A 22401-nucleotide genomic window follows, 5' to 3' on the forward strand; every position below is an offset into this window, starting at 1 on the left:
CTCCTCGCACATTTTCGTTGAAGGAGGTCCTTTGACCGCCGAAGCGCCCCCAGTTGGCGAACTGAAGGCCCGCCGGCCGTTTCCTGAGCGGATGGGCCCCAGAGGCAACCTGATCTACAACCTGATCACGACCACCGACCACAAGCTGATCGGCATCATGTATGTGGTCACGTGCTTTGCCTTCTTCTTCATCGGCGGGCTGATGGCGTTGCTGATGCGGGCCGAACTCACGGCCACCGGCCTGCAGTTCTTGTCCAACGAGCAGTACAACCAGCTGTTCACCATGCACGGCACGGTGATGCTGCTGTTCTATGCGACCCCTGTCGTGTTCGGCTTCGCCAACCTGGTGCTGCCGCTGCAGATCGGCGCCCCCGATGTGGCCTTCCCGCGGCTCAACGCCTTCTCGTTCTGGCTGTTCCTGTTCGGCGGTTTGATCACCCTTTCGGGGTTCATCACCCCGGGCGGGGCCGCGGACTTCGGTTGGACCGGCTACGTGCCGTTGAGCAGCGCCATCCACTCCCCTGGCGCGGGCGGTGACCTGTGGATCTTCGGCCTCGGGGTGGCCGGCCTCGGCACCATCCTGGGCGCCGTCAACATGATCACCACCGTCGTGTGCATGCGTGCACCGGGGATGACGATGTTCCGGATGCCCATCTTCACCTGGAACATCATGGTCACGTCGATCCTGGTGCTGCTGGTGTTCCCGATCCTGACGGCTGCGCTGTTCGCGCTGGCCTACGACCGCCACCTCGGTGCGCACGTCTACGACCCCGCGAGTGGCGGTGTGCTGCTGTGGCAGCACTTGTTCTGGTATTTCGGGCACCCAGAGGTCTACATCGTGGCGCTACCGTTCTTCGGCATCGTCACCGAAATCGTGCCCGTCTTCGCCCGCAAACCGGTCTTCGCCTACACCACGTTCGTCTACGCGACGATCGGTATCGCGGCGTTGTCCATGGTGGTGTGGGCGCACCACATGTTCGCCACCGGCGCCGTGCTGCTGCCGTTCTTCGCGTTCACCACATATTTGATCGCGGTGCCGACAGGCATCAAGTTCGTGAACTGGATCGGCACGATGTGGCGAGGCCAGTTGACCTTTGAAACACCGATGCTGTTCTCCATCGGCTTCCTGCTGACCTTCGTACTCGGCGGCGTCACGGGCGTGATCTTGGCCAGCCCGCCGCTGGACTTCCACGTTCACGACTCGTATTTCGTGGTCGCGCACTTCCATTACGTGCTGTTCGGCACCATCGTGTTCGCCACCTATGCCGGCATCTACTTCTGGTTCCCGAAGATGACCGGGCGAATGCTCGACGAGCGGCTGGGCAAGCTGCACTTCTGGCTGACGTTCATCGGCTTCCACACCACGTTCCTGGTGCAGCACTGGCTCGGCGACGAGGGCATGCCGCGGCGCTACGCCGACTACCTGCCCACCGACGGCTTCCACACGCTCAACGTCGTGTCGTCGATCGGCGCGTTCATCCTGGGCATATCGGTGCTGCCGTTCACCTGGAACGTGTTCAAGAGCTGGCGTTACGGTGAGCCGGTTCTTGTCGACGATCCGTGGGGTTACGGCAACTCGCTGGAGTGGGCGACGTCCTGTCCGCCGCCGCGGCACAACTTCACCGAACTGCCGCGCATCCGCTCCGAGCGACCCGCCTTCGAGCTGCACTACCCGCACATGGTCGCCCGAATGCGCGCCGAATCCCACGTCGGCAGACATACCGACACCGAGGATTCACCGAAGGGCGCCAACGCGCGCCCCGAAGCCGACCGCAGCAGCTGACCGTCTCGGACGGCTACGTCGCGTCGGCCTTCAAGTCCTCTGCGGCGTGCATCCCGTACGGGACCGCCTTGAGCAAGGTCACGGTGGCCGTGTCCCCGCTGGGCAAGGTGTAGGTGCGCTGCTCACCCGGGCGGGCACCGACAATCGCCGAACCCAACGGCGATTGCACCGAATAGACCTCGATTTCGGCGTACTCGGCGCCGCGCACACCAAGCAGGAACGTCTCGGCGTCGTCGTCGTCGTCGAAACGCACCGTCACGACCATCCCCGGTTCGGCGATCCCGTCATTGGGCGGGTCCTCGCCGACGACGGCGTTGACCAGCAGATCGTGGATCTGCTGAATCCGGGCCCGACGGGCGCGCTGGATCGCGGCGGTGTTCTCGTCGCTGCCTTCCTCGTCGTCGGCGACCTCATCGGTGAGTTGCTGCAAGGTGGCCAGTTCTTCCTGGAGCCGCTCGTGCGCCTTCGGGGTGATCCAAAACGTTTGGGAAGATGTCATTTTCGTCCTTTCAACCGTGGTGTGAGAAGAGATGGATGTCGTCAGATCGGAGTGAGCGCCTACCGCCGTCCGTGACGACGTGACCGCCCGTGGCGGGCGAAGGTCGCTGGCTGCGCCGGCTACCTGCCGGTTCGGCGCAGCGGATTGAACTCCCGCAGGACTTCGGGTTGTTTACCGGTGGTGATGTGTTCGGAGAGCAACCGGCCGGTGATCGGCCCGTGTGCCAACCCCCACATCCCATGGCCACCTGCGACATACACGCCACGCGACACCTCACCGATGAGCGGTCGGCCGTCGGGCGTTACCGGCCGCGGTCCCACCCAGACAGCACGGCGCTCGGCCCATCGCACACCGTCGAGCAGAGGACTCGCCGACGCAACGATCGCATCGACGCGTTCGTCGACCACCCCGTCATCGGGATCGCGGAACTCCATGGTGCCCGAGACCCGCAGCGCGCCTTGATAAGGCGTACATGCCACCCGTGCATCCGGCAGGTAAATCGGGCCGACCACCGGACGGTCGACAGGCACGGTGAACGAGTAACCACGGCCGGCCTGCACGGGCACCCGCAGCTGGGCACCCACCAGATGTGACAGCCAAGCGCCCGTGGCGATCACCGCCGCGTCCGCGGTGAGCACGTCGCCGCCTGCCGAGGACACCTTCACTCCGGCCGTCGAACTGTCAACGTCAACAACATCGTTCGTCACGATCGACGCGCCCCGCTCAACGACGGCGCGCCCCAGGGCGTGGACGAAGCGGCCGGGATCGACGAAACGCTGATGGTTGATGCTCAGCCCCGCGGTGACCACCGGGGATACCAGCGGTACCTGCTCGCGCAGCGCCTCCCCCGACAGCCCGGTGACGTGCAGTTCCTGTCCAGCCTTTTCGAGCTCACGCATTTCGGCAAGCATGTGCTCGGCGGCGCGGGTGCTGCGGAACACCGCGGTGAGCGGCGCATCGGTCACCGGCGCGTCGACCCCGTTGGCCACCAGCACGTCGAACGCTTCGATGGCTTCCTCGTTCAGCGGGACGTTCGCCCGTACCGCGCGCCGCCAGGTCGATTTACGACAGCTTTTCGCGAACTGCATCAGGAACGCCACGAGCGTGCGGTCGGCGGTGAATGGAATGTGCAGCGGGGCAGTCTTGTCCAGCAACGACCGCAATCCGTACCGCAGCACCCCGGGCGAGTTCAGCGGCAGCGTCAACGCGGGAGAAACCCATCCCGCGTTGCCCCAAGAGGAGCCCGCAGCGACACCGCTGCGGTCCACGACCGTGACCTCGACCCCGCGCTCCTGGAGGAACCACGCGGTCGACAGCCCGACGATGCCCGCACCGACGACGATCGCCGATCGGGGCCCGCCGTCTAACCGGTCGCCGCCGCCCATCAATACCTCCACAGCTGAAAAATCTGCTCGTACCCTCCATCATGGCCGCCATCCGCGACCAGGCCATTGCCCGGAATCAACAACGCTGCGCTGCCAGGTTGTGGCGATCCAACAACGTCGGCGGTGAGTTTGCTTCGCACGGCAAAAGCGTGGTCGGAACCGTCTTTACCCGTTGCCGTGCGGTTCGGGTCCGCCGCTGGTGTGCTCATCGAGCCGATGGGCCTCGGTGGCCGCAAGTTCGATCATCATCGCCAGCCGTTTGCCGGCGTCGTCGAGTTGCAGATCGGTGACCTCACCCATCTTGCGCAGTCGGTACCGCACGGTGTTCTCGTGCACCCCGAGCCGACGGCCCGCCTCAGCAGGATCGCCGAGGGCTTCCAACCAGGCGCGCAACGTCGCCACGTAGCCGGTGGCGTGCGCCTCGTCGTGCCTGCGCAGTTCGGCCACAGGGCCGCGGTCGGGTGAACGCCCGGCCAGAGCCGCCGTGCGAAGCCGCTGCAGCAGGATCTCGTCCCACGATTCGTCGTAGGCCGGCGGCGCAGTGTCGACCGAGCAGGTCTGGTGTAGCGCCAGGCACTCGTCGGCTTCTTGGCGCGCCGCGGGCAACTCGGTGAGGTACGCGGGCTTGCTGATCCCTGCCGACAACGTGACCGGGTCGGGCAGCGCCGCGCGCAGACCGGCGACCCATCGCCGGGCGGCGTCGGCGTCCTCGCCGGGCAGGATGGTGTAGACGGTGTTACCCGCCAATGCGCTGCGGCCAGGGCGCGACCAACCGAACCCGGTGGTGGCGCGGTCGAATGCCAACAGCAGCGCGGCATCTCGTTCTGCGCCGTTGACCGCCTGAATCGCGATGACGCGCAACGGACCGGATGAGAAGCCCAACCTGCTGACCGATGATGTGGTGTCCGCGCTGCCCTCGAGCAGCCGTATCACCAATTCAGACTCCACCTGCCGTTCGAGGTCTGCACTGGCGCGCGACCGCAGCAGATGCAGGGCCACCGTGCGGGCGCCGTCGACCAGCGCCGCGCGCGCCTGACCTTTCAGCGGCGCGGGGCACGCGACCCAGACTGAACCGAGAAGTTCGCGCCCGGAGCGCACTGCCACCACCATGCGGCCGGTCACACCGTGCTCGGGATGCGCACCGATGTACAACGGTTCGTCGGAGGCCGCTAGATGCGGATAAACCCCGCGGGTCCTGAAGAATTCCTTCAGCCGGTCCGGTGCTTGGCGGTCCATGATCGTGGCTGTGCGCGCGGGGTCGGCGTTCTGCTGATCTCTGGAGTAGGCCAACACCCGCAACAGCTGGTCCTCGATGACCACCGCGCCGCCGGTGGCGTCTGCAAGGCTGTCGGCAAGTGCGAACAAATCTGTTGGGCCGCGCCCTGATTCGGTTTCTCGGCCCTCCAGCACCAGGCCGTAGACCACCGCCGCCAGCTCGCTCCACGACACGCTCGGGTCGACCGCCATCACCGCGACACCTTCGGCCATTCCGGAGAACGTGGCCTCGTCATCACCGCTGCGCAGCAAGACGACCACCGCTCGAGCCGAAACAGCCCATCGCACAGCTTCTTTCACCGACCGGGCGCCGATGGCCAGCAGCACGTCACCGATGACGGTGCGGCCGCCGGCCACCTCGTGCATCACGACACTGCCCAGTTCTGTGGACCGCGGCACCGGGCAGAAGCGCAAGCGAACCCCGTAGCTGCCCAGCACGTTGACCAGCCGGTCTAGCGTGACCACACGTTCTCCTTAGGCCCAGCCGGTCACGTCGGCTCGGCGAGTTCGCCTGTCGGTGACGTAGAGCCTACTGTCCGTTGGGCCGTAGCCGCACCGAGAACGCTCAGCGCGCGCCGCGCACCAACCGGCCGGGTCGGGCACCGGTGTCGACGTCGTCGCGCCTCGTCACCGCACCGTTGACGATCGTCGCGCGGTAGCCGGACGCGCCCTGCACCAGACGGTTGCCGCCTGCGGGCAGGTCGTAGGCCATCCGAGGGGCGTGCAGCGTCAACGTGTTCATGTCGATCACGTTGATGTCGGCCTTCTTGCCGACGGCGATCGTGCCCCGGTCCGCGAGCCCGAACAGCTGTGCGGTGTCGTGGGCCTGTTTGCGGATCACATATTCCAGCGGCAGTTGTTTGCCGCGGTGGCGGTCGCGGGCCCAGTGCGTCAACAGGAACGTGGGATAGGACGCGTCGCAGATCATGCTGCAGTGCGCGCCGCCGTCCGACAGTCCCAGAACGCCTGCGGGATGGGTGAGCATCTCGCGGATCGCGTCGTGATTACCGTCGGCGTAGTTGTACAGCGGCAGCAAAAGCATTGCCCCCGCGTCGGATTCGAGCATCAGATCGTACATGGTCGCCAGTGGGTCCGCACCGCGTTCGCGGGCGATGGCGGTGACCGTGCGATCGGGGGTGGGTTCGTAGTCGGGCGGCTCGCCGAGGGCGTAGAGCCGGTCCGCCGAATGCTGCGCGAACGCGAACATCCCGTCGAATAGCACGTTCGGGTCAGCGGGCAGATCGTCCTCGGCCAGGATCGCCGCCTTGACGGCGGGATCGGCGAGCCGGGCGGCGAGCCCTTCGCGGCTGCATTCGGCCTTCAGCCGCCGATAGGTCGGCCGGTGGGTGAACGCATGATGGCCGGGAAAGCCCAGCAGCATCCCGAACGGACGCGCCGCGATCTGCGGGTACAGCCGGCTGCCCGCGTCGTGGGCGGCAGCGCTGATCTCGAGCTGTTCGCGCCACAGGTTGGGGTCGGCGTCGACCTGGATCAGCGCGAAGCTCAGGGCGCAGTCGATTTCGGCGCCCAGCCGGCGCATCCAGTCGAGCTCCTTTTTGGGCGCGACGATGTCCTCGCCCGCCGCGCCCTGCGGGGCGAGCTCGAACACCGACGCACCGCCCGCGGCCATCGCACGTCCGAGCGCGAACAGTTCGTCTTCGGCGGCGAAGGTGCCCGGCACGGGTTCGCCGTCCATCGCGCGGTGCGCGAGCGTGCGTGACGACGAGAAGCCCAGCGCGCCTGCCTCTGCCGCCTCCTGCACGAGCCGACTCATCGTCGCGATGTCCTCCGGAGTGGCGGGCTCATTGCGCGCACCGCGCTCCCCCATCGCATACGCGCGGACGGTTCCGTGGGCGATCTGGCTGCCGACGTCCACCGCCAGTTCGCGTTCACCGATCACGTCGAGGTACTCGGCATAGCTCTCCCAGCCCCAGCTGATGCCTTCGGACAGCGCGGCACCCGGAATGTCTTCGACGCCCTCCATCAGCTCGATAAGCCATTCCTCGCGGCCGGGCCGCACCGGGGCGAAACCGACACCGCAGTTACCCATGACGACCGTCGTCACGCCGTGATTGCTGGAGGGTTCGAGCAGATCGTCCCAGCTGACCTGACCGTCGTAATGGGTGTGGATGTCGACAAAGCCGGGCGCGACGATGTTTCCGGTCGCATCGAGCGTTTCGCGCGCGACACCTTCCAGCGGCGGGTCGTGCGGGCCACGGCGGCGCACTTCGACGATCTTGCCGTCCTGGACGCCGATGTCGGCCTGGAATCGGTCCGCACCGGTTCCGTCGACGACCGTTCCGCCAGTGATTTTGAGATCGAACACGATTCACTCCTCGGGTGCCCTACCGGCCGCTACAGTGGCAATGTAACACCGTTACAGGTCGATGTCGTAGACTTCAGACAGGCAGGACGCTTCCATGACGACCCAGACCGAGCGCACTCCAGATCGCGCCGGTCCCGCACCCCGTAACCGGGGCGACGATGCGATCGGCGCGCCGCCGCGGCGCCCCACCCTGGTACCGGCCGAGCGGTACTACTCGGCGGCGTTCGCAGCGCGCGAAGCCCAGCGGTTGTGGCCGAAGGTGTGGCAGGTGGCCTGTTCCGTCGACCACGTGGCCGAACCCGGCGACTACTTCGAATACCGGTGCGGACCGTACTCGGTGCTGATCGTGCGCGGCGACGACGGCGAGCTTCGCGCATTTCAAAACGTGTGCCGCCATCGCGGCAACACGCTGTGCGCCGGAACGGGTTCGGGGCTCAGCGAATTGAAATGCGGCTACCACGGCTGGACATGGGAGCTGTCCGGGGCGCTCAAACGGGTACCGAACCGCAAAGGTTTCGGCGCGCTGCGGATGTCGGAACTGCCCTTGCACGCCGCCGCCGTCGACGTCTGGGAGCGCATCGTCTTCGTCAACCTCGACGTCGACGCGATGCCTCTCCTCGAATACCTGGAACAAGTACCGTCAGACATCGTGTGGAATACGCTGAGCGACTTCCGTTGCTACGCAACGATGACCATCGAAGTGGATGCGAACTGGAAGACCATCGCCGACGGGTACAGCGAGACGTACCACATCCAGACACTGCACCCAGAGCTTCGCTCGTGCATGGACGACGTCCATGCCCCCCAGGTGATCTGGGGCCACACGGGCAAGTCCGAACAGCTGTACGGCGTGCAGAGCCCACACATCAAAGAAACCCTTTCGAGCCGTGAAGTGTGGGATGCCTACGTCTACACACAGGGCGCGTTGATGGGTGTCGAGGAGGGCACTCCGCTGCCCGACGGCCGCCCGTTGCCCGGCGAGTCGGTGGCCGAGGTGATCGCCGAGCGTACTCGGGCGTTCGCCGCGCAGCGCGGCGTCGAATTAGGTTGGGCGAGCACCGATCAGCTGATGCGGCTGCACCAATACAACGTCTTTCCGAACATGACGCTGCTGACCAACGCCGACCACCTGACGATCATGTCTTCACTTCCGGGCGCCGACCCGGACCACGGTGAGCTGGTGATGATGCTGTGGACGCGGATGCCACCGGGCTCACCTCGGCTGAAACCCGCCGACGTCCGGATGACGGCCGACGAAGCCCATCCCGGGGTGGTGCTGACCCAGGACATCACCGTGCTGCCCGGAATTCAGCGCGGTCTGCACCAGCCCGGGTTCACCCACCTGACCCTGTCCAACGAGGAGCGGCGCGTGATCAACATGCACCGCAACCTCGAACGTTATCTGGACCTTCCAGAACCGGATCGCATCACCGGGGGTGAGGCGCCCTGACCGGCGGTAAGGCCGACGGCGGACGCGGCCAGGACAACGTCAGCGCCGAGGCGATTCTGGAGACCGCGGCGCGTCTCATCGAACTCGACGGCGTCGACGGGTTGACGATGCGCCGCCTGGCCGAGGAGCTCGGGGTGGCCGTCACCTCGATCTACTGGCACGTCGGAGGACGAGACAAGCTGCTGGACAGCCTCGTTGGCCGTTTGCTTCGCCAGATGGCACAGCTGCCCGTCGAAGGCGCCACACCCGTTGACCGCATCGCGTCGCTGGCGCGCGCACAGCGGCGCGCCCTGATCGAGCGGCAGCATCTGCTCGCGGTCGCCCACGAACGCGACCGTACCCCGCTGTTGTTCCTGCCGATCCAGCAGACCCTTGCCGTCGAGTTGGCCGAGCTCGGCGTGACCGGCACCGACGCCGCGTTGTTCCTTCGCGCCGTGCAGGTGCACGTCATCTCCTCGGCGGTAATGCAATTCACCGCTGTGCGCGGTGCCAAGCACGAGGAAGAAGATCCGACGCTATGGGGTGACGATTGGCCCGACCGCGAACTCGTGGCCGCACTTCGGTCACCCACCGACTATGACGCGGTGTTCGAGTACGGTCTCGATGCACTGCTGGCGCCGTTGCGAAAAGGAGATGGATGACCAGGTTCGACGCCAAGGGCGTACTCGTCACCGGTGCGGCATCGGGCATCGGAAAAGCCACTGTCGAGCGACTGCTCGCCGAGCAGGCCACCGTGGTGGGCATCGATTCAGTGCCCGACACAGCGCACTCCGGTGCTGATAGGTTGACCTACCGCCGAACCGACGTGCTCGACGCCGACGCGGTCGCCGCGGCGGTGGCGGCCGTCGTCACCGCGGTGGGCCGACTCGACGGCGTGGTGCACTGCGCCGGCGTTGCCGGCGGCGGCCCGATTCACCTGCTGCCCGACGAAGAGTGGGACCGGGTGGTCGACGTCAACCTCAAGGGCACATTCGTCGTGCTTCGCGCCGCCCTGAGCCAGATGATGCAGCAGAGCCGGATCGGAGGCGAGCGCGGTGCCGTCGTCACCCTGGCAAGTATCGAGGGCCTGGAGGGCACCGCAGGAGGCAGCGCTTACAACGCCTCAAAGGGCGGCGTCAACCTGCTCACCAAGAACGCAGCGATCGACTACGGCCCGAGCGGAATTCGGGTCAACGCGATCTGCCCGGGCTTCATCGAGACGCCGATGTTCGACGCGGTCCTCGGCATGCCCGGGATGGAGACACCGCGCGAGGCGTTGCGCCACGAGCACAAGCTACGCCGGTTCGGCCGCGCCGAGGAAGTCGCCGCCGTTGCGGCGTTTCTGTTGTCCCCGGACGCGAGTTTCGTCAGCGGGCAGACGATCGCGGTGGACGGCGGCTACACGGCCGGACGCGATCACCACGTCACCGAGCTGATGGGCCTGGCAGAGAACTAGCGGGGCGCGAACACCGGAACGAAGACGGCGTCGTCGTCGACGTCGTGGCGTTCGAAGCGCACCTCGACAGGTAAGCCGATGCGCACCGAATCCGGGTCGCAGTCGACGATATTGGTCGCGATGCGCAGATCGGCCTGTTCGACGAGTTCGACGATCGCCACCACGTACGGCACCGGCACTGCGGGGTTGAACGGTTGCTGGTTGACGGTGTAGCTGAACACGGTCGCCTGACCTGACACCGGTTGCGCGACGAGCGGTCCGCCGCACTCGGGGCAATCCGATGCCGGAGGGTGCACCCACATCGCGCATCCGGTGCACCGGGCGATGAGCAGTTGGCCGTCGGCTCCGCCGGTCCAGAAGGCCCGATTGTGTTCGGTCAGCGCGGGCAGAATGCGCGCGGGAACGGCGGGGGTGGCGTCGTCGGGCATGACAAGCAAAGTACATTCCGGACAGCGGTCGTTACAAAAATGGAGCCGGATGAAACGGATGGTCACCCGATGAGCCACTTCGAGAAGAACGCGATCATCAGCGGTCTGGGCATCTCACGGGTCGGCCGGCGCACCGGAATACCTGGGCTGGATCTGACCCTGGAAGCCGCCCGGGGGGCCGTCGAGGATGCGGGCCTGACCACGAATGATATCGACGGCATCGCTTCGCTCGGCGATGTGGCGCTGGCCGACGTGAACACCGCGCTCGGAGTCGATGTACCCAACTACACGTCCGGGTTCGACACCGGCGGTCTGCTGACCCCGGTGATGTCAGCCTGCCTCGCGGTGTCCGAGAAGCGGGCCCGCCATGTCCTCGTATATCGCACGGTTCAGATGCTGGGCGGCACGATGACCCAGTCACCGCCGTCATCAGCACCCAACCCGCTGGCCAACCCGCCCGCAGCGCCGCGCACGCCCGGAACACGCAGGCAGCTCAAACCTTTCGAGGATATCGACGAGCTGTTGGCCGCACACGCCTACTCGGCGGCCAACTGGTTGGCGATGCACTGTCGGCGACACATGGAGCTCTACGGGACAACCAAAGAACAGCTGGGCTGGTTGGCGGTCAACAGCAGGCGCAACGCCGCGCTCAACCCCCGCGCGGCCTACCGCGAGCCGATGATGATGGACGATTATCTGGCGGCCCGTCCCGTCTCGACACCGTTCGGATTGTTCGACTGTGACGTGCCGGTCGACGGGTCGATCGCGGTGGTGGTCTCACCTGCCGATTACGCGCGCGACTGCCCGAATCCCGCTGTCGCAGTGGAAGCTATCGGCGGCTCGTACGGTCTGGGTGGCTGGTTTCATCGCGACGACTTCCCGAAGATGGCCTCGGTGGACGCGGCCGCCGAGATGTGGTCGCGCACGGAGCTCACACCGGCAGATGTCGACGTGGCCGAACTCTACGACGGTTTCACGTTTCTCACGCTCGCGTGGCTGGAGGCGCTGGGGTTCTGCGCCGACGGCGAAGGCGGTCCGTTCGTGCAGGGGGCGGCCCGCATCGCGCTCGACGGTGAGCTGCCGCTGAATACGTACGGCGGCCAGCTGTCTGCAGGGCGGATGCACGGCTACTGGCTGTTACACGAAGCATGCCTGCAGCTGCGCGGTCAAGCCGGTGAACGCCAGCTGCCCCGACGGCCCGAGGTGGCGGTCGCCGCGGCAGGGGGCGGGCCGATCGCCGGTTGCATGCTGCTGACTTGTTGAGCGCTCACGTTGCGCCGGCCTGAAGCGTGAGCACGGCGATGTCCGGCGGCGCACCGATGCGCACGGGCGGCCCCCAAAACCCGGCGCCCTTCGTGACGTACAGCTGGGTGTCGCCGACGGTGGACAGCCCGGCGAGCGAGGGCTGTTCAGCGCGTACGACGTAGTGGAAGGGCCACATCTGACCGCCGTGGGTGTGCCCGGACAGCTGCAGGTCCACTCCACGTGCGGCCGCCTCGGTCACCAGAACCGGTTGGTGGGCAAGCAGGATCGTGGGCCCCGACGCGTCGAGCATTTCCAAAGCCTGATCTAGGTCCGGCGGGTCGGACCGTTGGCCGCCGGCGATGTCGTTGATGCCGACCAGGTCGAAGGCTGCACCGGCGCGCCGGATCACGGTGTTCTCGTTGCGCAGCACCTGGACGTCGAGCCGTTCGAGTTCGCGCAGCCAAGACTCGGGGTCGGCGACATAGTATTCGTGGTTTCCGGTCACGAAGAACGTCCCTTCCCGGGCCGTCAACTCGCGCAAGGGCTCTGCGGCCGGACCGAGCTCCTCAACGGTCCCGTCCACCAGATCGCCGACGATCGCCACCAGGTCAGCGTCGGCCCCGTTGATCATCTCGACGATGCGCTCGGTGTGTGCGCGTCCGGCCAACGGGCCGAGATGGATGTCGGACACGACCGCGATTCGAAAACCGTTGAACGCCGGATCGAGCCGGCGCAGTCGCATCGGCAGCGCAAGCAGATGCGGTGGGCCCAGCGCATGGAAGGCGCCGACGCCCACCATCCCGACCGATACCGCGCCGGCGGCCACGGCGCTGGACCGGGCCAGAAACACCCGCCGGTCCATCGCAGGTGGCATCGGGGTCACGTCGCCGGTCTGTTCCTTCGGCGCGCGTTTGGCCCACCTGCGCAGCATCAGCCGGACGGGTTCGGTCAGCAGCAATGTCAGGAACAGGTAGGCCGCCAGACCGAACCAGAAGTAACCGGGCCAGGCGTACCACCCGGCGTCGGCGATTCCGAATACGCGCGGCAGCACCAGCGCCGCCAACAACAGCGCCGCCAGCGCGACGAGCACGGCGGTGAGGATCCTTCGGGTGCGCCCCGGCCCGGTGGTGTCCTTGATTAGGCGCTTCCACAGGTACACGTGCATCACTGCGAGCACCGCACCGAGAACGACGATGAACATTCACATACCTGCTGCGTGTGGAGTCAATTCCGACTCCCCCGCCAGAACTGCAGCCCGTACCGTGCCAACCGACGTGTCGGCACCCGGGTGGGCCAGTCATCGGAACGGAAGTAGGCGTCTGAGCCACCGTCGACGAATACTACGCTGCCGCAGAGGAAATCAGCGGCATCCGACAGCATGAAAACCATCCACTGCGCGAGTTGGTCCGGGCTGCCGAAACCTCCGACCGGGACCGGAAACGCGCGGACGGTGGTGGCTTCCCGCGGGGTCGCCAACTGCTTTTCGAGCAGCGGCGTAAGGATCGCGCCGGGAGCCAATGCATTCAACCTGATACCCGCGCCGGCCCATTGCGGTTGCACGGCGGTGCGACGCAGCCAGCGCGAGACGGCGATCTTGGAGCCGCCGTAGGCCAACGATGGTGCGGCCGAACGGAACAGCCGCAGCGCCCGCACGGCACGGTCCAAGTCACCGTCGAGCAGGGCGCGTACGGTGCGCTTGGGCACCATAGGCATGGTGGTGGTCGAATTACTGGCTACCACAACGACTTTGGCTCTTCCGGATGCGGCCAGCGCCGGCCGCCATGCGTCGAGCAGTTCGGTCACACCGAAGTAGTTGACCGACAGGATCAACGGGACGTTCTCCGCCCCCGGCAACGGGCCGACTCCGGCAGCCAGGATGGCGCCGTCGAGTCGGCCGTCCACCCGGTCGAGCACGGCGGCGGCGGCGTCCGAACGACCGCTCGCGGTGGCGAGATCGGCCACCACATCGGCGTCGCGTTGGTCGACGCCGATCACCGTATGACCGTCCGCCCGCAACTGTTCGGCAGCCGCGTGCCCCATACCCGATGCCGATCCCGTCACCGCATAGACGCCCATTGGCCACTCCTGACAAGGTCGGTTCCCCGGCGCAGCCCAGCGCGCGCCCTCAGAACAACATAGTCGGGCTACGCGTCGGCCTGCCGACGGCGACGACGTCGGCTCAGCCGAGGTAGGCGATGCTGGCAATGACGGCGGCTTGCGTGCCGGTGCGCAGGGTCGGCTGGATCGCGGGTGCGAACTGCGGGTTGTGGTTACCCACCACCTTCATCCCCGGCAGGAAACCACCGAAACCCCAAAACGTATAGGGCACACCGAACGCCGACGGGATACGGCTGAAGTCCTCAGACGCCGGAACCGGCTCCAACACGTGTACCCGATCTTCCCCGAACGCCCGGGTGAATGCCGTGCTCACCGTTTCGGTGACGTCCGGATCGTTCGACGTCAGCGGAAAGGTCGCGGTGGACTCGAACGTCGGCTCCCGCGGTGAGCCCGACGCCTCACATTCGGCACGGACGATTCGGTCGATGGCCCCGAGGATCGTGTCACGCACCGCGTTGTCGTAGGTGCGCACATTGAGCAGCAACTCGCCCCGGTCCGCGATGACGTTGGGTGAGTCACCCACCTTCACCGAGCCCACGGTGACGACACCAAATTCCCCCGGCGCGACTTCCCGCGACATGATGGCCTGCAGCCGCAACACGATGCTCGAGGCCAGCACTGCAGGATCGACCCCGAGGTGGGGCATCGAACCGTGTGCGCCCGTCCCGAAGACCGTCACCTTGAGGCTGTCACCGGCCGACAGCACGGGCCCACCTCCGGTGGCCACATGGCCGGCCTCCGGCCTGGTCAGCACATGCTGGCTCAGGCAAACATCGGGCTTATCTGCCACCAGCTTGTCGACCAGGTCGCCGTCGACCATCGCCTGCGCGCCCTTGGCGGTTTCCTCGCCGGGCTGAAACAGCGCGAGGTAGGTTCCGGACCATTCATCTTTGTTGCGGGTCAGCAGCGCCGCGGCGCCGAGGCCGCACGCCACGTGCACATCGTGGCCGCAGGCATGCATCTTCCCCTCCTCGGTGGAGGCGTACTCCAAGCCCGTGGCCTCGGTGACCGGCAACGCGTCCATGTCGGCGCGAAACAGCACGCGGCGGCCGTCGCCGTTGCGAACGACGCCGACAACTCCCCCGCCGATCTGCAGGATTTCGTCGACGCCGATCTCTTCGAGTTTGCGCGTCACCTTCGCGGCGGTGCGCGCTTCCTCACCCCACACATCGGGGTGGCGGTGGAGGTCCTTGTAGAACTCCTCCTGCCAAACCTGCACCTCGTCGATGCCGTTCGTCGCGAAGGAATCATCTGCCGTGGACATCTCGGTGCCTTTCGACGGGGTGGCTGCTGTCGCCGACCTTCGCCATTGGTACCCACTGTGGTCAGGATCGACGCGGTGGGTATCGGGCCCGCCACCAAGAAGTCCACGAGTTGCGTTGATGTACAGACGGGTTCGCCCGATCGCGCCGACTTCTCAGAGACGGTCAACTAGGTTTCCATATGTGGAACCGCCCCACAGGTACGTACGGAACGCATCCGATTCCGTCGTGCACCATGAGGACTACCTCAACAGCCGCGACGACCATGCGCTCTGCGGATTTGCGTTCGACGGCTCCACCAGGTTGGACCAGGCAGAACAGCCCACTGCGGTATGCCCCGACTGCGAGGCGAAGCTCATCGAATATCACCTCGTGTGGTGGCGCAACACCGCCCTGGCCGCCCTCGCGGAAATCGACGAGCTGCGGGCCAGCGCCGGCAGCGCCCCACCGGCATCACGACCTGTGAGACAACCGCGGCCGCGTGCGCCCACGGCCGCGCGAGCCGATTCGCAGCCGGAATCGCTGCTTGACCACGCCCGTCAGGAGCTGCTCGAGCTCTGTCAGCAGTTCGACGACGATGTCCCCTACCGGCAGGTGAAAAACACCATGCAGGCGTTCAGTGACCAGCTGAATCCCGACGATCGAACCATGCTGGCACAGCAGATCGGCAACGACGGCTCGCTACTGCGTTGGAGCACAACAGAAGTGCAGAGGCTCGGCTGGTCGGTATCGGATAACCCGTTGGCGGAGACCCCGGAAGAAATCATGTGGGAGGACTGGACCCAGTCGCACCAGACGCCGAAACCGAGCCGATGGCGCCTGACCCGGCCGCGGTCCAAAACCCGCGACGGCAGTTGACGTCGGGCAGCGGCTAGCTGCCCGACGCCACGCAGGCGGGCTCGCTACACGGGGTCGGTCCCATCGCGCACCGATGGGTCCCGAACGACGATCCGCCGCGTGCGCGGCCGCCCGATTGACCGTTGACGCTTGCGATGATCGCGCGGAGGTTGCGCCGACACCGTCCGCAGTCCGCTCCGGCGCCGCACGCGGCCGTGACCTGGTTTGAGGTGAGCGCCCCGTTCGCTACCGCGTCAGCGACCAACTCGCTGGTAGCGCCTGTGCATAGACAAACGAACAACTAAGACACCTCGATGGTCGGACCGCGTCAAACAAGCTAAGTCTCACCTAACTTCCGTGAGCTTATTAGGCCAGCCTAAGCATGGCAAGAGCTACGGTCGACCGTTTTGTATCCGTCCCGTCGTTATCTCACGCGCCGGCCGAAAATGCCTCGTCACCGGCGGAGTTCACGGCTCAACTGTGCTGGTTTGTAGGCTTTCGGCATGCCGTTGAACCACGGTGAGATCTTCGCGGGCTACGTCATTCAGCGGTTGCTCGGTACTGGCGGAATGGGCGAGGTGTACCTCGCCCAGCACCCCCGGCTGCCTCGTCATGACGCGCTGAAGATCTTGTCGGCGTCTTCGGCGGCTGACGAGGAGTTCCGGGCGAGGTTTATCCGCGAGGCAGAATTGGCCGCGACACTGTGGCACCCGCATATCGTCGGTGTCCTCGACCGCGGCGAGTTCGACGGCCGCCTGTGGATCTCGATGGATTACGTGGACGGCACCGACGCCGGGCGGTTGATCCGGGAGCGCTATTCGTGCGGTATGCCGGAACACGAAGTGGCAGAGATCGTCATGGCGGTGGCCGATGCGCTCGACTTCGGTCATGAGCGCCGTCTGCTACACCGTGACATCAAGCCGGAGAACATCCTGGTCACCGCGCCCGATGGCCAGCGTCGCAGGGTGCTGCTGACCGACTTCGGGATCGCCCGCAGAATCGACGAGTCCAGCAACCTGACCAAAGACAACGTCGCGATGGGAACGATCAACTACGTGGCCCCCGAGCAACTTCTCGGCAAGCCGCTCGACGGGCGCGCAGACCAATATGCGCTGGCGGCCACGGCATTTCACCTGCTGACCGGCAAGCCACCGTTCGAGGATTCCAATCCCGCCGTGGTGATCAGCCACCAGCTCAATACGCCACCACCACGGCTCTCCGATCATCGACCCGAACTCGCCCGTCTGGACGCGGTGCTGATGAAGGCGCTGGCCAAAGATCCCAACCAGCGATATCGAAACTGCCTCGACTTCGCTCGGGCCCTCGCAGCGCCCGGGACGCAACCGCATTCGGGCGCGACGCCGTCGGGCCACGTGTCCACACAGCGGCTCGAGCGGCTGGTGGTGCACGGCACCGCGCGCGGTGTGGCGCAGAACGTCGTCGACGCCCAACATGACGTCGGGGTGTTGTCGTTCCACGTAGTGCCCCACAACCCCATCGACAACCGGGGCGCTCCGGTTCCGGTCGAGATCCAGACGCAACTGGTCGCGGGGCAACTGGCAGAAGGCGACGAGGTCGAGGTGGGTGGTGTCTGGGACGGCGACACGCTGGACGCCGACACCATCGTCAACGTGTCAGCCGGTGCCCGGCCCAAGAGGCGGTCGTCGCCGCCCCCAACGCAGCCGCGACGCGACGAGCCGTCGAGGCGGAACAAGAAACGCCATCGCTCAGGGCTGTTCATCGCGCTCGGCGCGCTGATCGGCGTGATCGTTTTGGCCGCGGCCTCGGTGGCCTACGTCACCGATGGGTTCGGCCTGTGGGGTGGCCCGGGACCGATCGTCAAGCCCGTGAGCGCGACGGTGTTCTCCCCCGCCGGCGCCCCGGACAATCCGCAGGATGCCGATCTGGCGATCGACGGCGACCCGGACACGGCATGGTCCACCGTCACGTACAAGGACGCCGTCCCGTTCCCGAACTTCATCGAAGGCATGGGCCTGATGCTGCACCTGTCCGAACCGACCGAGCTCGGCGTCGTCACGATCGACTTGTCCAGCACGGGGACCGAGGTGCAGATCCGCTCGTCGCCCACCGAAAACCCTGCTGAGCTGTCGGATACCACCGAGTTGACGCCGACCACACCGCTGCAGCCCGGGCACAACCGCATCGAAGTGGACAACGAGACCAAGACGTCCAATGTGCTGGTGTGGATCTCCACCTTGGGCACGACCAACGGCCAGAGCCGCACGGAGATCTCGGAGATCACACTTCAGGCGGCCGGTTAGGGCCAATCCGCTCGGGATGCGGCGGCCCGCTAACACTTCACCCTCGGTTTGGTCACGGCCCCCTGTTCGCGCAACACCGGTGGTTTGATCAAGCGACTGGTTCGCCAAACGATGCCCAGAGGTACGCCTTGACTGTGCTCGGAGCAGCAGCACTTGCCCTTCTTCTCATCACGGTTGCCGTCACCGGAGCAATATCTGGCTTTATCGCTGCGTTTGCAGTGCTGCGGAACCACAGACGCAGCCGCGGACTATTTCTGCTCGGCGCCGTCACCGGGTGGGCGGCGGCCAAGGTGCAGCGCACCAAATCCCGCCGCCCAGGTGCGCTCGGCGCCTTCGCCCACGGGGTCGTCGTACTGCGCAAAGCGCGTCGGCGCCGCAGCACCATCGGCGAGCTGTGGCCCGCACTGGTGGCGACTTACATACCGAGTTTTTCGTTGCGCAACGCGTCGTTGTCACTCTCCAGGGTGACGTTGCGTTCGTCGAGGGCGGCGTTGCGGTCCTCCAGGGAGAGGATGCGACCGATACCGGCGAGGTTGACCCCGTCGTCGACGAGTTCTTTGATCCGCCGAAGTCGAACGATGTCATCGGCGCTGTAGCGACGTGTTCCGCCGGGACTACGCGAGGGCTTCAGAAGACCGTGGCGCTCATAGAGCCGCAATGACTGTTCGCTGATACCCGACAGTTCGGCAGCTACCGAGATTCCGTATACCCCGCGGTCAGACGCGGGAGGCGCGGCGTTTGCCAGCTCATCCGTCATTTCGTCGTCAACCATCGTGTGCGTAGCGTCCCGGCATCCCTTTAGCGATATGCACTGTAACAGGAACACTATCTGCTGACGAGATTGCACAAAAACATCGATACTGCTATAAAAAATCTATCTGTTCGACCATAGATTTTTTGCTCGCGTTGAGAACGCAGCGACGGGGAGGAAGTCATGGTGTTGCATCCGAGCGATGACACCCGCGACGGCGACATAGGACCGGGAGCCGCGACGGCGGTGACTTCCATGCCCAGCACGATGACGGGTTCGCGCGACGGCGATTCGGAGACCAACCACGAAGCTGTCGAGTTCGCGGTGGGCACCGGCGAACCCCAGCGAGTAGGCAGTTTCCGCTTTTACACCGCCGAGCAGCAGTGGGAATGGTCGGACAACATTGAGCGGATGCATGGCTACGAGCCGGGCACCGTGACGCCCACAACCGACCTGCTACTGCGGCACAAGCATCCGGACGACCGTCAACAGGTCGCCGAAATCTTGGAGAGGGTCGCGAACGGGGAGCCGTTCAGCAGCAGGCACCGCATCGTCGACACCGCTGGACGAACCCACTGGGTCATCGTCGTCGGTGACCGCATGGTCGACGAGGCGGGCAACGTCGTGGGCACAACCGGCTTCTACGTCGATTACACCGAGACCATGCAATCCGACATCTCCGCGGCGCTGTCCAAGATGGCCGAAGGCCGCGCCGTGATCGAGCAGGCCAAGGGCTTGTTGATGGCCGCGTACGGGATCAGCGCAAACCGGGCCTTCGACATCCTGGTCTGGCGCTCGCAGGAGACCAACATCAAAGTCCGCGAGTTGGCCCGCCGGTTCGTCGATGAAATGGCTGGCGGCCTGCCGGACGATACCCGGGCACGGGTCGACCACGCGCTGTTGACCATCTCTTGACGAGGCTTCTCACTCGAACAATCCGTCTAGCGCGCTTTTCTCGAGGCGCAGTCACCGGTCGACTTGCGCGCGGACGCCATCGATTTCGGCTGGGTCGAGGTGATGGGACCCGTCCGGGGGTGATACGACACAGGTCCATCGGCCCACCGACGCTGGGCGACGACACATCGAGTGCGTCGAGCACCGGAACCGCTGCCGCCCCAGGCCGCGCGCTTTCCCATCATGTGCAGCTTCTGCGCGGGATAGCTCAACCCGCGACCCGGATCGGTGATCTGAGAAACCGACCCCATCACCAACCCGTCGGCGCAGCGCAGCGCCAGAACCACCGTCACCATGCGATGTTCGCACGGCACACATCGGGATGCGGGCGGGTTACGGTGGCCGCCGATGCACAACTTCACGGTCCCGGCCAGCCTCGGTCAGGCCGACTGCGCACGCATTACGGACGCCGCGCTGGCGCAGCCGGTGTTGGCGGTGACCAGCCTGGCCTACCTCGTCGTCGGGATGGTCGTGTTGTGGCGGGCGATGCGAACGGCGGCCGTGCTGGTGGCTCTTACCGGATTGGCGGCGCTGACGGTGGGGCTGGGCAGCTTCGCTTACCACGGACCGCAGCCGCCTTGGGCGCAGACCGCTCACGACTGGCCCATCGTCGCCCTCGTCGTGATCTGTGCCGCCGGTCTGGCCCGCAGCCGCCTGCGGGCGCGACGGGCATTGTGGGCGACGGCTGCCGGGGTCTTCGCGTTGGGCATGCTCGCCTATGCCGCAGGACGTTCGGGGTCACCGCTGTGCCGGCCGGACAGCCTGTGGCAGTTCCACGGCGCCTGGCACGTACTTTCCGCTGTCGCAGTGGGTTTGGCGGCCTGGGCCATGACACCGAGCTCGACCTCAGATACCCAGCGCTTGGGCCGCGGCCGTCGCCACCGCACCCTGTAGATCGGACACGGGCCGGCTGCCGGGCAAGTGGATCGCGTTGGTGAACAGTACGACGTAGGTGTTTGAGCCCGGGTCGAGCCAGAGCGAGGTTCCGGTGAAGCCGGTGTGGCCGAAGCTGCCGATCGGGAAGATCGTGCCTCGCGGCCGGGAGTGGCCGGTGTCAATGTCCCAGCCGAAGCCGCGCAGGTTTTGTCCCCCGATCGCCGGATATCTCGGAGCGCCAGCGCGGGCTGCGGCCTTGGCTGCTTGCAGCTGGTCGGTCGAATGGCCAGGTTGTTGAGGGGTCGTCATCAACTGCAAAGTCGCCTGCTGCAACGGAAATGGGCTCGGTCGACCCGCCAGCCGATCCAGCAGCGCCTGGGCGAAGCGGCTGACATCGTGCACGGTGGAGAACACGCCCGCTGATCCGGCGACCCCGCCCATGCGACGCGCTGTCGGGTCGTGCACCGTGCCGCGCAGCAAGCGGCCGAAGTTGGGGTTCTCGGCGGGGTCGGCGGCGTGTTCTCCGTCGAGCGCTGTCGGTGCGATCCGCGGTAACAGATCCGTGTTCCAGGTGCCCGCGGTACAGCTTTTCTGGTTGCCTCGTTCTGGCGCCCACGCCAGTGCCACTCCCCTGATCTTGTGGGGCCCACAGGCTTTCGCCGGCGGCAGGTAGCGGGTGTCGCGCATGTCGAGCGGCGCGAAGATGTTGCGCTGAACGTAGGCCTCCAATGTCTGGGCCGTGACCTTTTCGACCATCGCGCCGAGCAGAATGAAGCCGATGTCGGAGTAGCGGAACACCGCGCCGGGCTCCGACAGCAGCGGGGCGCTCAGAGCGCGCTGGATGCCCCCTGCCTTGTCGGCGTGGTCGAGGCCCCAGGGTTCGCGCAGGTCCAGCACGTCCGGTTCACCCGACGTGTGGGTGAGCAACATGCGCACGGTGATTTTGGCGCGCTGCGGATCGTTGTCCGGGTTGAATGCGGGCAGGTAGGTCTGGATGGGTTTGTCGAGTTCGACCTTGCCCTGTTCGTAGAGCTGCATAACGGCGGTCGCCGTGGCCAGCGGTTTCGTCAGCGACGCGACGTCTAAGATGGTGTCCGCGGTCATCGGCTCGGCGGGTGAAGGTGCGCCGTGGAGCCCTTGTTCGCCGGCCAATTTGCGTACTCCGTAGGCGCGCTCGACGACGACCTTGCCGCCGTGCCCGATGGCGGCGACGGCACCGGGGAGCCGATGTGCGGCGATCGCGTCGGTGATCACCTCGGAGACGGCCGGGATGTCCGGCGTGGGTGGGGCAGTCGGCGTCCGCACCGGGCTGGTCGCGACCGGCGGTGTCAGGGTGTGCGACGGGGGGTGGTGCACAGCGGGCGTTGACGCATGGCCACACGAGGTGACCCATGCCAGGAGAAGCAGGGCCGACGCGGCGAACCTGACCATTGCCACCTCCATCCATTGACGGTGCGGGCGCGCCCCAGCGTAGGACGTCAGGAGTGCATCACAA

At 66.1% G+C, this 22401-nt stretch carries 20 protein-coding genes and 1 pseudogene; 9 read left to right on the forward strand and 12 right to left on the reverse strand.

Annotated elements, in window-relative coordinates:
* Positions 1–31: 31 nt before the first annotated feature.
* Positions 32–1783, forward strand: coding sequence for an aa3-type cytochrome oxidase subunit I (gene ctaD, locus ABQE44_RS24925; RefSeq protein ID WP_448395466.1), 1752 nt, complete (start codon positions 32–34; stop codon positions 1781–1783).
* A 13-nt stretch (positions 1784–1796) separates the two neighbouring features.
* On the opposite strand, the gene ABQE44_RS24930 is transcribed toward ctaD, so the two are convergent.
* The 4 genes from ABQE44_RS24930 to ABQE44_RS24945 form a co-directional block, all read right to left on the reverse strand.
* Complete coding sequence (locus ABQE44_RS24930) at positions 1797–2282, reverse strand: GreA/GreB family elongation factor (protein WP_448395465.1); 486 nt, start codon at positions 2280–2282, stop codon at positions 1797–1799.
* A 119-nt stretch (positions 2283–2401) separates the two neighbouring features.
* The gene (locus ABQE44_RS24935) at positions 2402–3667 is read right to left on the reverse strand and encodes an NAD(P)/FAD-dependent oxidoreductase (RefSeq protein ID WP_448432491.1); all 1266 of its coding nucleotides are present in this window, start codon (positions 3665–3667) and stop codon (positions 2402–2404) included.
* A gap of 165 nt (positions 3668–3832) precedes the next feature.
* Positions 3833–5407: a PucR family transcriptional regulator gene (locus ABQE44_RS24940; RefSeq protein ID WP_448432467.1), complete on the reverse strand. Its 1575-nt coding sequence runs from the start codon at positions 5405–5407 to the stop codon at positions 3833–3835.
* Positions 5408–5507: 100 nt separating this feature from the next.
* Entirely contained in the window at positions 5508–7268 is a 1761-nt protein-coding gene (locus ABQE44_RS24945; RefSeq protein WP_448432469.1) for an N-acyl-D-amino-acid deacylase family protein, read from the reverse strand.
* A 94-nt stretch (positions 7269–7362) separates the two neighbouring features.
* Here ABQE44_RS24945 and ABQE44_RS24950 point away from each other — a divergent pair, with 94 nt between their 5' ends.
* From ABQE44_RS24950 to ABQE44_RS24960, 3 genes are read left to right on the forward strand one after another with little or no spacing between them, the layout of a single operon-like run.
* Positions 7363–8718 carry an aromatic ring-hydroxylating oxygenase subunit alpha gene (locus tag ABQE44_RS24950; protein WP_448432471.1) on the forward strand — a complete coding sequence of 452 codons (1356 nt, stop codon included), beginning with the start codon at positions 7363–7365 and terminating at the stop codon, positions 8716–8718.
* A gap of 56 nt (positions 8719–8774) precedes the next feature.
* Positions 8775–9359, forward strand: coding sequence for a TetR/AcrR family transcriptional regulator (locus ABQE44_RS24955; protein WP_448432493.1), 585 nt, complete (start codon positions 8775–8777; stop codon positions 9357–9359).
* Positions 9356–10153 carry an SDR family NAD(P)-dependent oxidoreductase gene (locus ABQE44_RS24960; protein WP_448395461.1) on the forward strand — a complete coding sequence of 266 codons (798 nt, stop codon included), beginning with the start codon at positions 9356–9358 and terminating at the stop codon, positions 10151–10153. Before ABQE44_RS24955 ends, ABQE44_RS24960 begins: the two co-directional genes overlap by 4 nt.
* Here the strand turns inward: ABQE44_RS24960 and ABQE44_RS24965 are convergent.
* Positions 10150–10581: a Zn-ribbon domain-containing OB-fold protein gene (locus tag ABQE44_RS24965; RefSeq protein WP_448432473.1), complete on the reverse strand. Its 432-nt coding sequence runs from the start codon at positions 10579–10581 to the stop codon at positions 10150–10152. The genes ABQE44_RS24960 and ABQE44_RS24965 overlap by 4 nt on opposite strands.
* 69 nt (positions 10582–10650) lie before the next feature.
* Between ABQE44_RS24965 and ABQE44_RS24970 the strand changes: the two genes are divergently transcribed.
* The gene (locus tag ABQE44_RS24970) at positions 10651–11844 is read left to right on the forward strand and encodes a thiolase family protein (protein ID WP_448432475.1); all 1194 of its coding nucleotides are present in this window, start codon (positions 10651–10653) and stop codon (positions 11842–11844) included.
* 4 nt (positions 11845–11848) lie between these two features.
* On the opposite strand, the gene ABQE44_RS24975 is transcribed toward ABQE44_RS24970, so the two are convergent.
* The 3 genes from ABQE44_RS24975 to ABQE44_RS24985 all read right to left on the reverse strand — a co-directional run bounded on the left by ABQE44_RS24975 (position 11849) and on the right by ABQE44_RS24985 (position 15208).
* Positions 11849–13027 (reverse strand): metallophosphoesterase, encoded by a 1179-nt coding sequence (locus ABQE44_RS24975; RefSeq protein ID WP_448432477.1) that lies wholly within the window; start codon positions 13025–13027, stop codon positions 11849–11851.
* 23 nt (positions 13028–13050) lie between these two features.
* Positions 13051–13902 (reverse strand): SDR family oxidoreductase, encoded by an 852-nt coding sequence (locus ABQE44_RS24980; protein WP_448395457.1) that lies wholly within the window; start codon positions 13900–13902, stop codon positions 13051–13053.
* 103 nt (positions 13903–14005) lie between these two features.
* The gene (locus ABQE44_RS24985; RefSeq protein WP_448432479.1) at positions 14006–15208 is read right to left on the reverse strand and encodes an amidohydrolase; all 1203 of its coding nucleotides are present in this window, start codon (positions 15206–15208) and stop codon (positions 14006–14008) included.
* A 226-nt stretch (positions 15209–15434) separates the two neighbouring features.
* On the opposite strand from ABQE44_RS24985, the gene ABQE44_RS24990 reads away from it, so the two are divergent.
* A complete protein-coding gene (locus ABQE44_RS24990; RefSeq protein WP_448395455.1) occupies positions 15435–16064 on the forward strand; it encodes a hypothetical protein in 630 nt (209 codons plus the stop codon).
* Positions 16065–16191: 127 nt separating this feature from the next.
* On the opposite strand, the pseudogene ABQE44_RS24995 reads toward ABQE44_RS24990, so the two are convergent.
* A pseudogene (locus ABQE44_RS24995) lies at positions 16192–16344 on the reverse strand ((2Fe-2S)-binding protein); the annotation flags it as partial.
* Between the two features lie 202 nt (positions 16345–16546).
* On the opposite strand from ABQE44_RS24995, the gene ABQE44_RS25000 reads away from it, so the two are divergent.
* Complete coding sequence (locus ABQE44_RS25000) at positions 16547–18325, forward strand: serine/threonine-protein kinase (RefSeq protein WP_448395454.1); 1779 nt, start codon at positions 16547–16549, stop codon at positions 18323–18325.
* Between the two features lie 415 nt (positions 18326–18740).
* Here the strand turns inward: ABQE44_RS25000 and ABQE44_RS25005 are convergent, their stop codons facing one another.
* Complete coding sequence (locus ABQE44_RS25005) at positions 18741–19082, reverse strand: MerR family transcriptional regulator (protein ID WP_448395489.1); 342 nt, start codon at positions 19080–19082, stop codon at positions 18741–18743.
* 249 nt (positions 19083–19331) lie between these two features.
* On the opposite strand from ABQE44_RS25005, the gene ABQE44_RS25010 reads away from it, so the two are divergent.
* Positions 19332–19991, forward strand: a complete 660-nt coding sequence (locus ABQE44_RS25010; protein ID WP_448432495.1) for a PAS and ANTAR domain-containing protein — start codon at positions 19332–19334, stop codon at positions 19989–19991.
* A 26-nt stretch (positions 19992–20017) separates the two neighbouring features.
* Here ABQE44_RS25010 and ABQE44_RS25015 read toward each other — a convergent pair whose 3' ends face one another.
* Positions 20018–20323 (reverse strand): Ntn hydrolase family protein, encoded by a 306-nt coding sequence (locus ABQE44_RS25015; protein WP_448432481.1) that lies wholly within the window; start codon positions 20321–20323, stop codon positions 20018–20020.
* 55 nt (positions 20324–20378) lie between these two features.
* Between ABQE44_RS25015 and ABQE44_RS25020 the strand changes: the two genes are divergently transcribed.
* A complete protein-coding gene (locus ABQE44_RS25020) occupies positions 20379–20924 on the forward strand; it encodes a hypothetical protein (protein WP_448395452.1) in 546 nt (181 codons plus the stop codon).
* Here the strand turns inward: ABQE44_RS25020 and ABQE44_RS25025 are convergent.
* Positions 20877–22349 carry a serine hydrolase domain-containing protein gene (locus ABQE44_RS25025; protein WP_448432483.1) on the reverse strand — a complete coding sequence of 491 codons (1473 nt, stop codon included), beginning with the start codon at positions 22347–22349 and terminating at the stop codon, positions 20877–20879. The two genes, ABQE44_RS25020 and ABQE44_RS25025, sit on opposite strands and share 48 nt — an antisense overlap.
* Positions 22350–22401: the final 52 nt, after the last annotated feature.

The organism is Mycolicibacterium sp. XJ2546, from assembly GCF_053483195.1.

Excerpts from the sequence above, each read along its gene's own strand:
- ABQE44_RS24930 (WP_448395465.1), bottom strand. The coding sequence starts at position 2,282 with ATGACATCTTCCCAAACGTTTTGGATCACCCCGAAGGCGCACGAGCGG.
- ABQE44_RS24935 (WP_448432491.1), bottom strand. The coding sequence starts at position 3,667 with ATGGGCGGCGGCGACCGGTTAGACGGCGGGCCCCGATCGGCGATCGTC.
- ABQE44_RS24950 (WP_448432471.1), top strand. The coding sequence starts at position 7,363 with ATGACGACCCAGACCGAGCGCACTCCAGATCGCGCCGGTCCCGCACCC.
- ABQE44_RS24960 (WP_448395461.1), top strand. The coding sequence starts at position 9,356 with ATGACCAGGTTCGACGCCAAGGGCGTACTCGTCACCGGTGCGGCATCG.
- ABQE44_RS24965 (WP_448432473.1), bottom strand. The coding sequence starts at position 10,581 with ATGCCCGACGACGCCACCCCCGCCGTTCCCGCGCGCATTCTGCCCGCG.
- ABQE44_RS24970 (WP_448432475.1), top strand. The coding sequence starts at position 10,651 with ATGAGCCACTTCGAGAAGAACGCGATCATCAGCGGTCTGGGCATCTCA.
- ABQE44_RS24975 (WP_448432477.1), bottom strand. The coding sequence starts at position 13,027 with ATGTTCATCGTCGTTCTCGGTGCGGTGCTCGCAGTGATGCACGTGTAC.
- ABQE44_RS24980 (WP_448395457.1), bottom strand. The coding sequence starts at position 13,902 with ATGGGCGTCTATGCGGTGACGGGATCGGCATCGGGTATGGGGCACGCG.
- ABQE44_RS24985 (WP_448432479.1), bottom strand. The coding sequence starts at position 15,208 with ATGTCCACGGCAGATGATTCCTTCGCGACGAACGGCATCGACGAGGTG.
- ABQE44_RS25000 (WP_448395454.1), top strand. The coding sequence starts at position 16,547 with ATGCCGTTGAACCACGGTGAGATCTTCGCGGGCTACGTCATTCAGCGG.
- ABQE44_RS25005 (WP_448395489.1), bottom strand. The coding sequence starts at position 19,082 with ATGACGGATGAGCTGGCAAACGCCGCGCCTCCCGCGTCTGACCGCGGG.
- ABQE44_RS25010 (WP_448432495.1), top strand. The coding sequence starts at position 19,332 with ATGCCCAGCACGATGACGGGTTCGCGCGACGGCGATTCGGAGACCAAC.
- ABQE44_RS25020 (WP_448395452.1), top strand. The coding sequence starts at position 20,379 with ATGCACAACTTCACGGTCCCGGCCAGCCTCGGTCAGGCCGACTGCGCA.
- ABQE44_RS25025 (WP_448432483.1), bottom strand. The coding sequence starts at position 22,349 with ATGGAGGTGGCAATGGTCAGGTTCGCCGCGTCGGCCCTGCTTCTCCTG.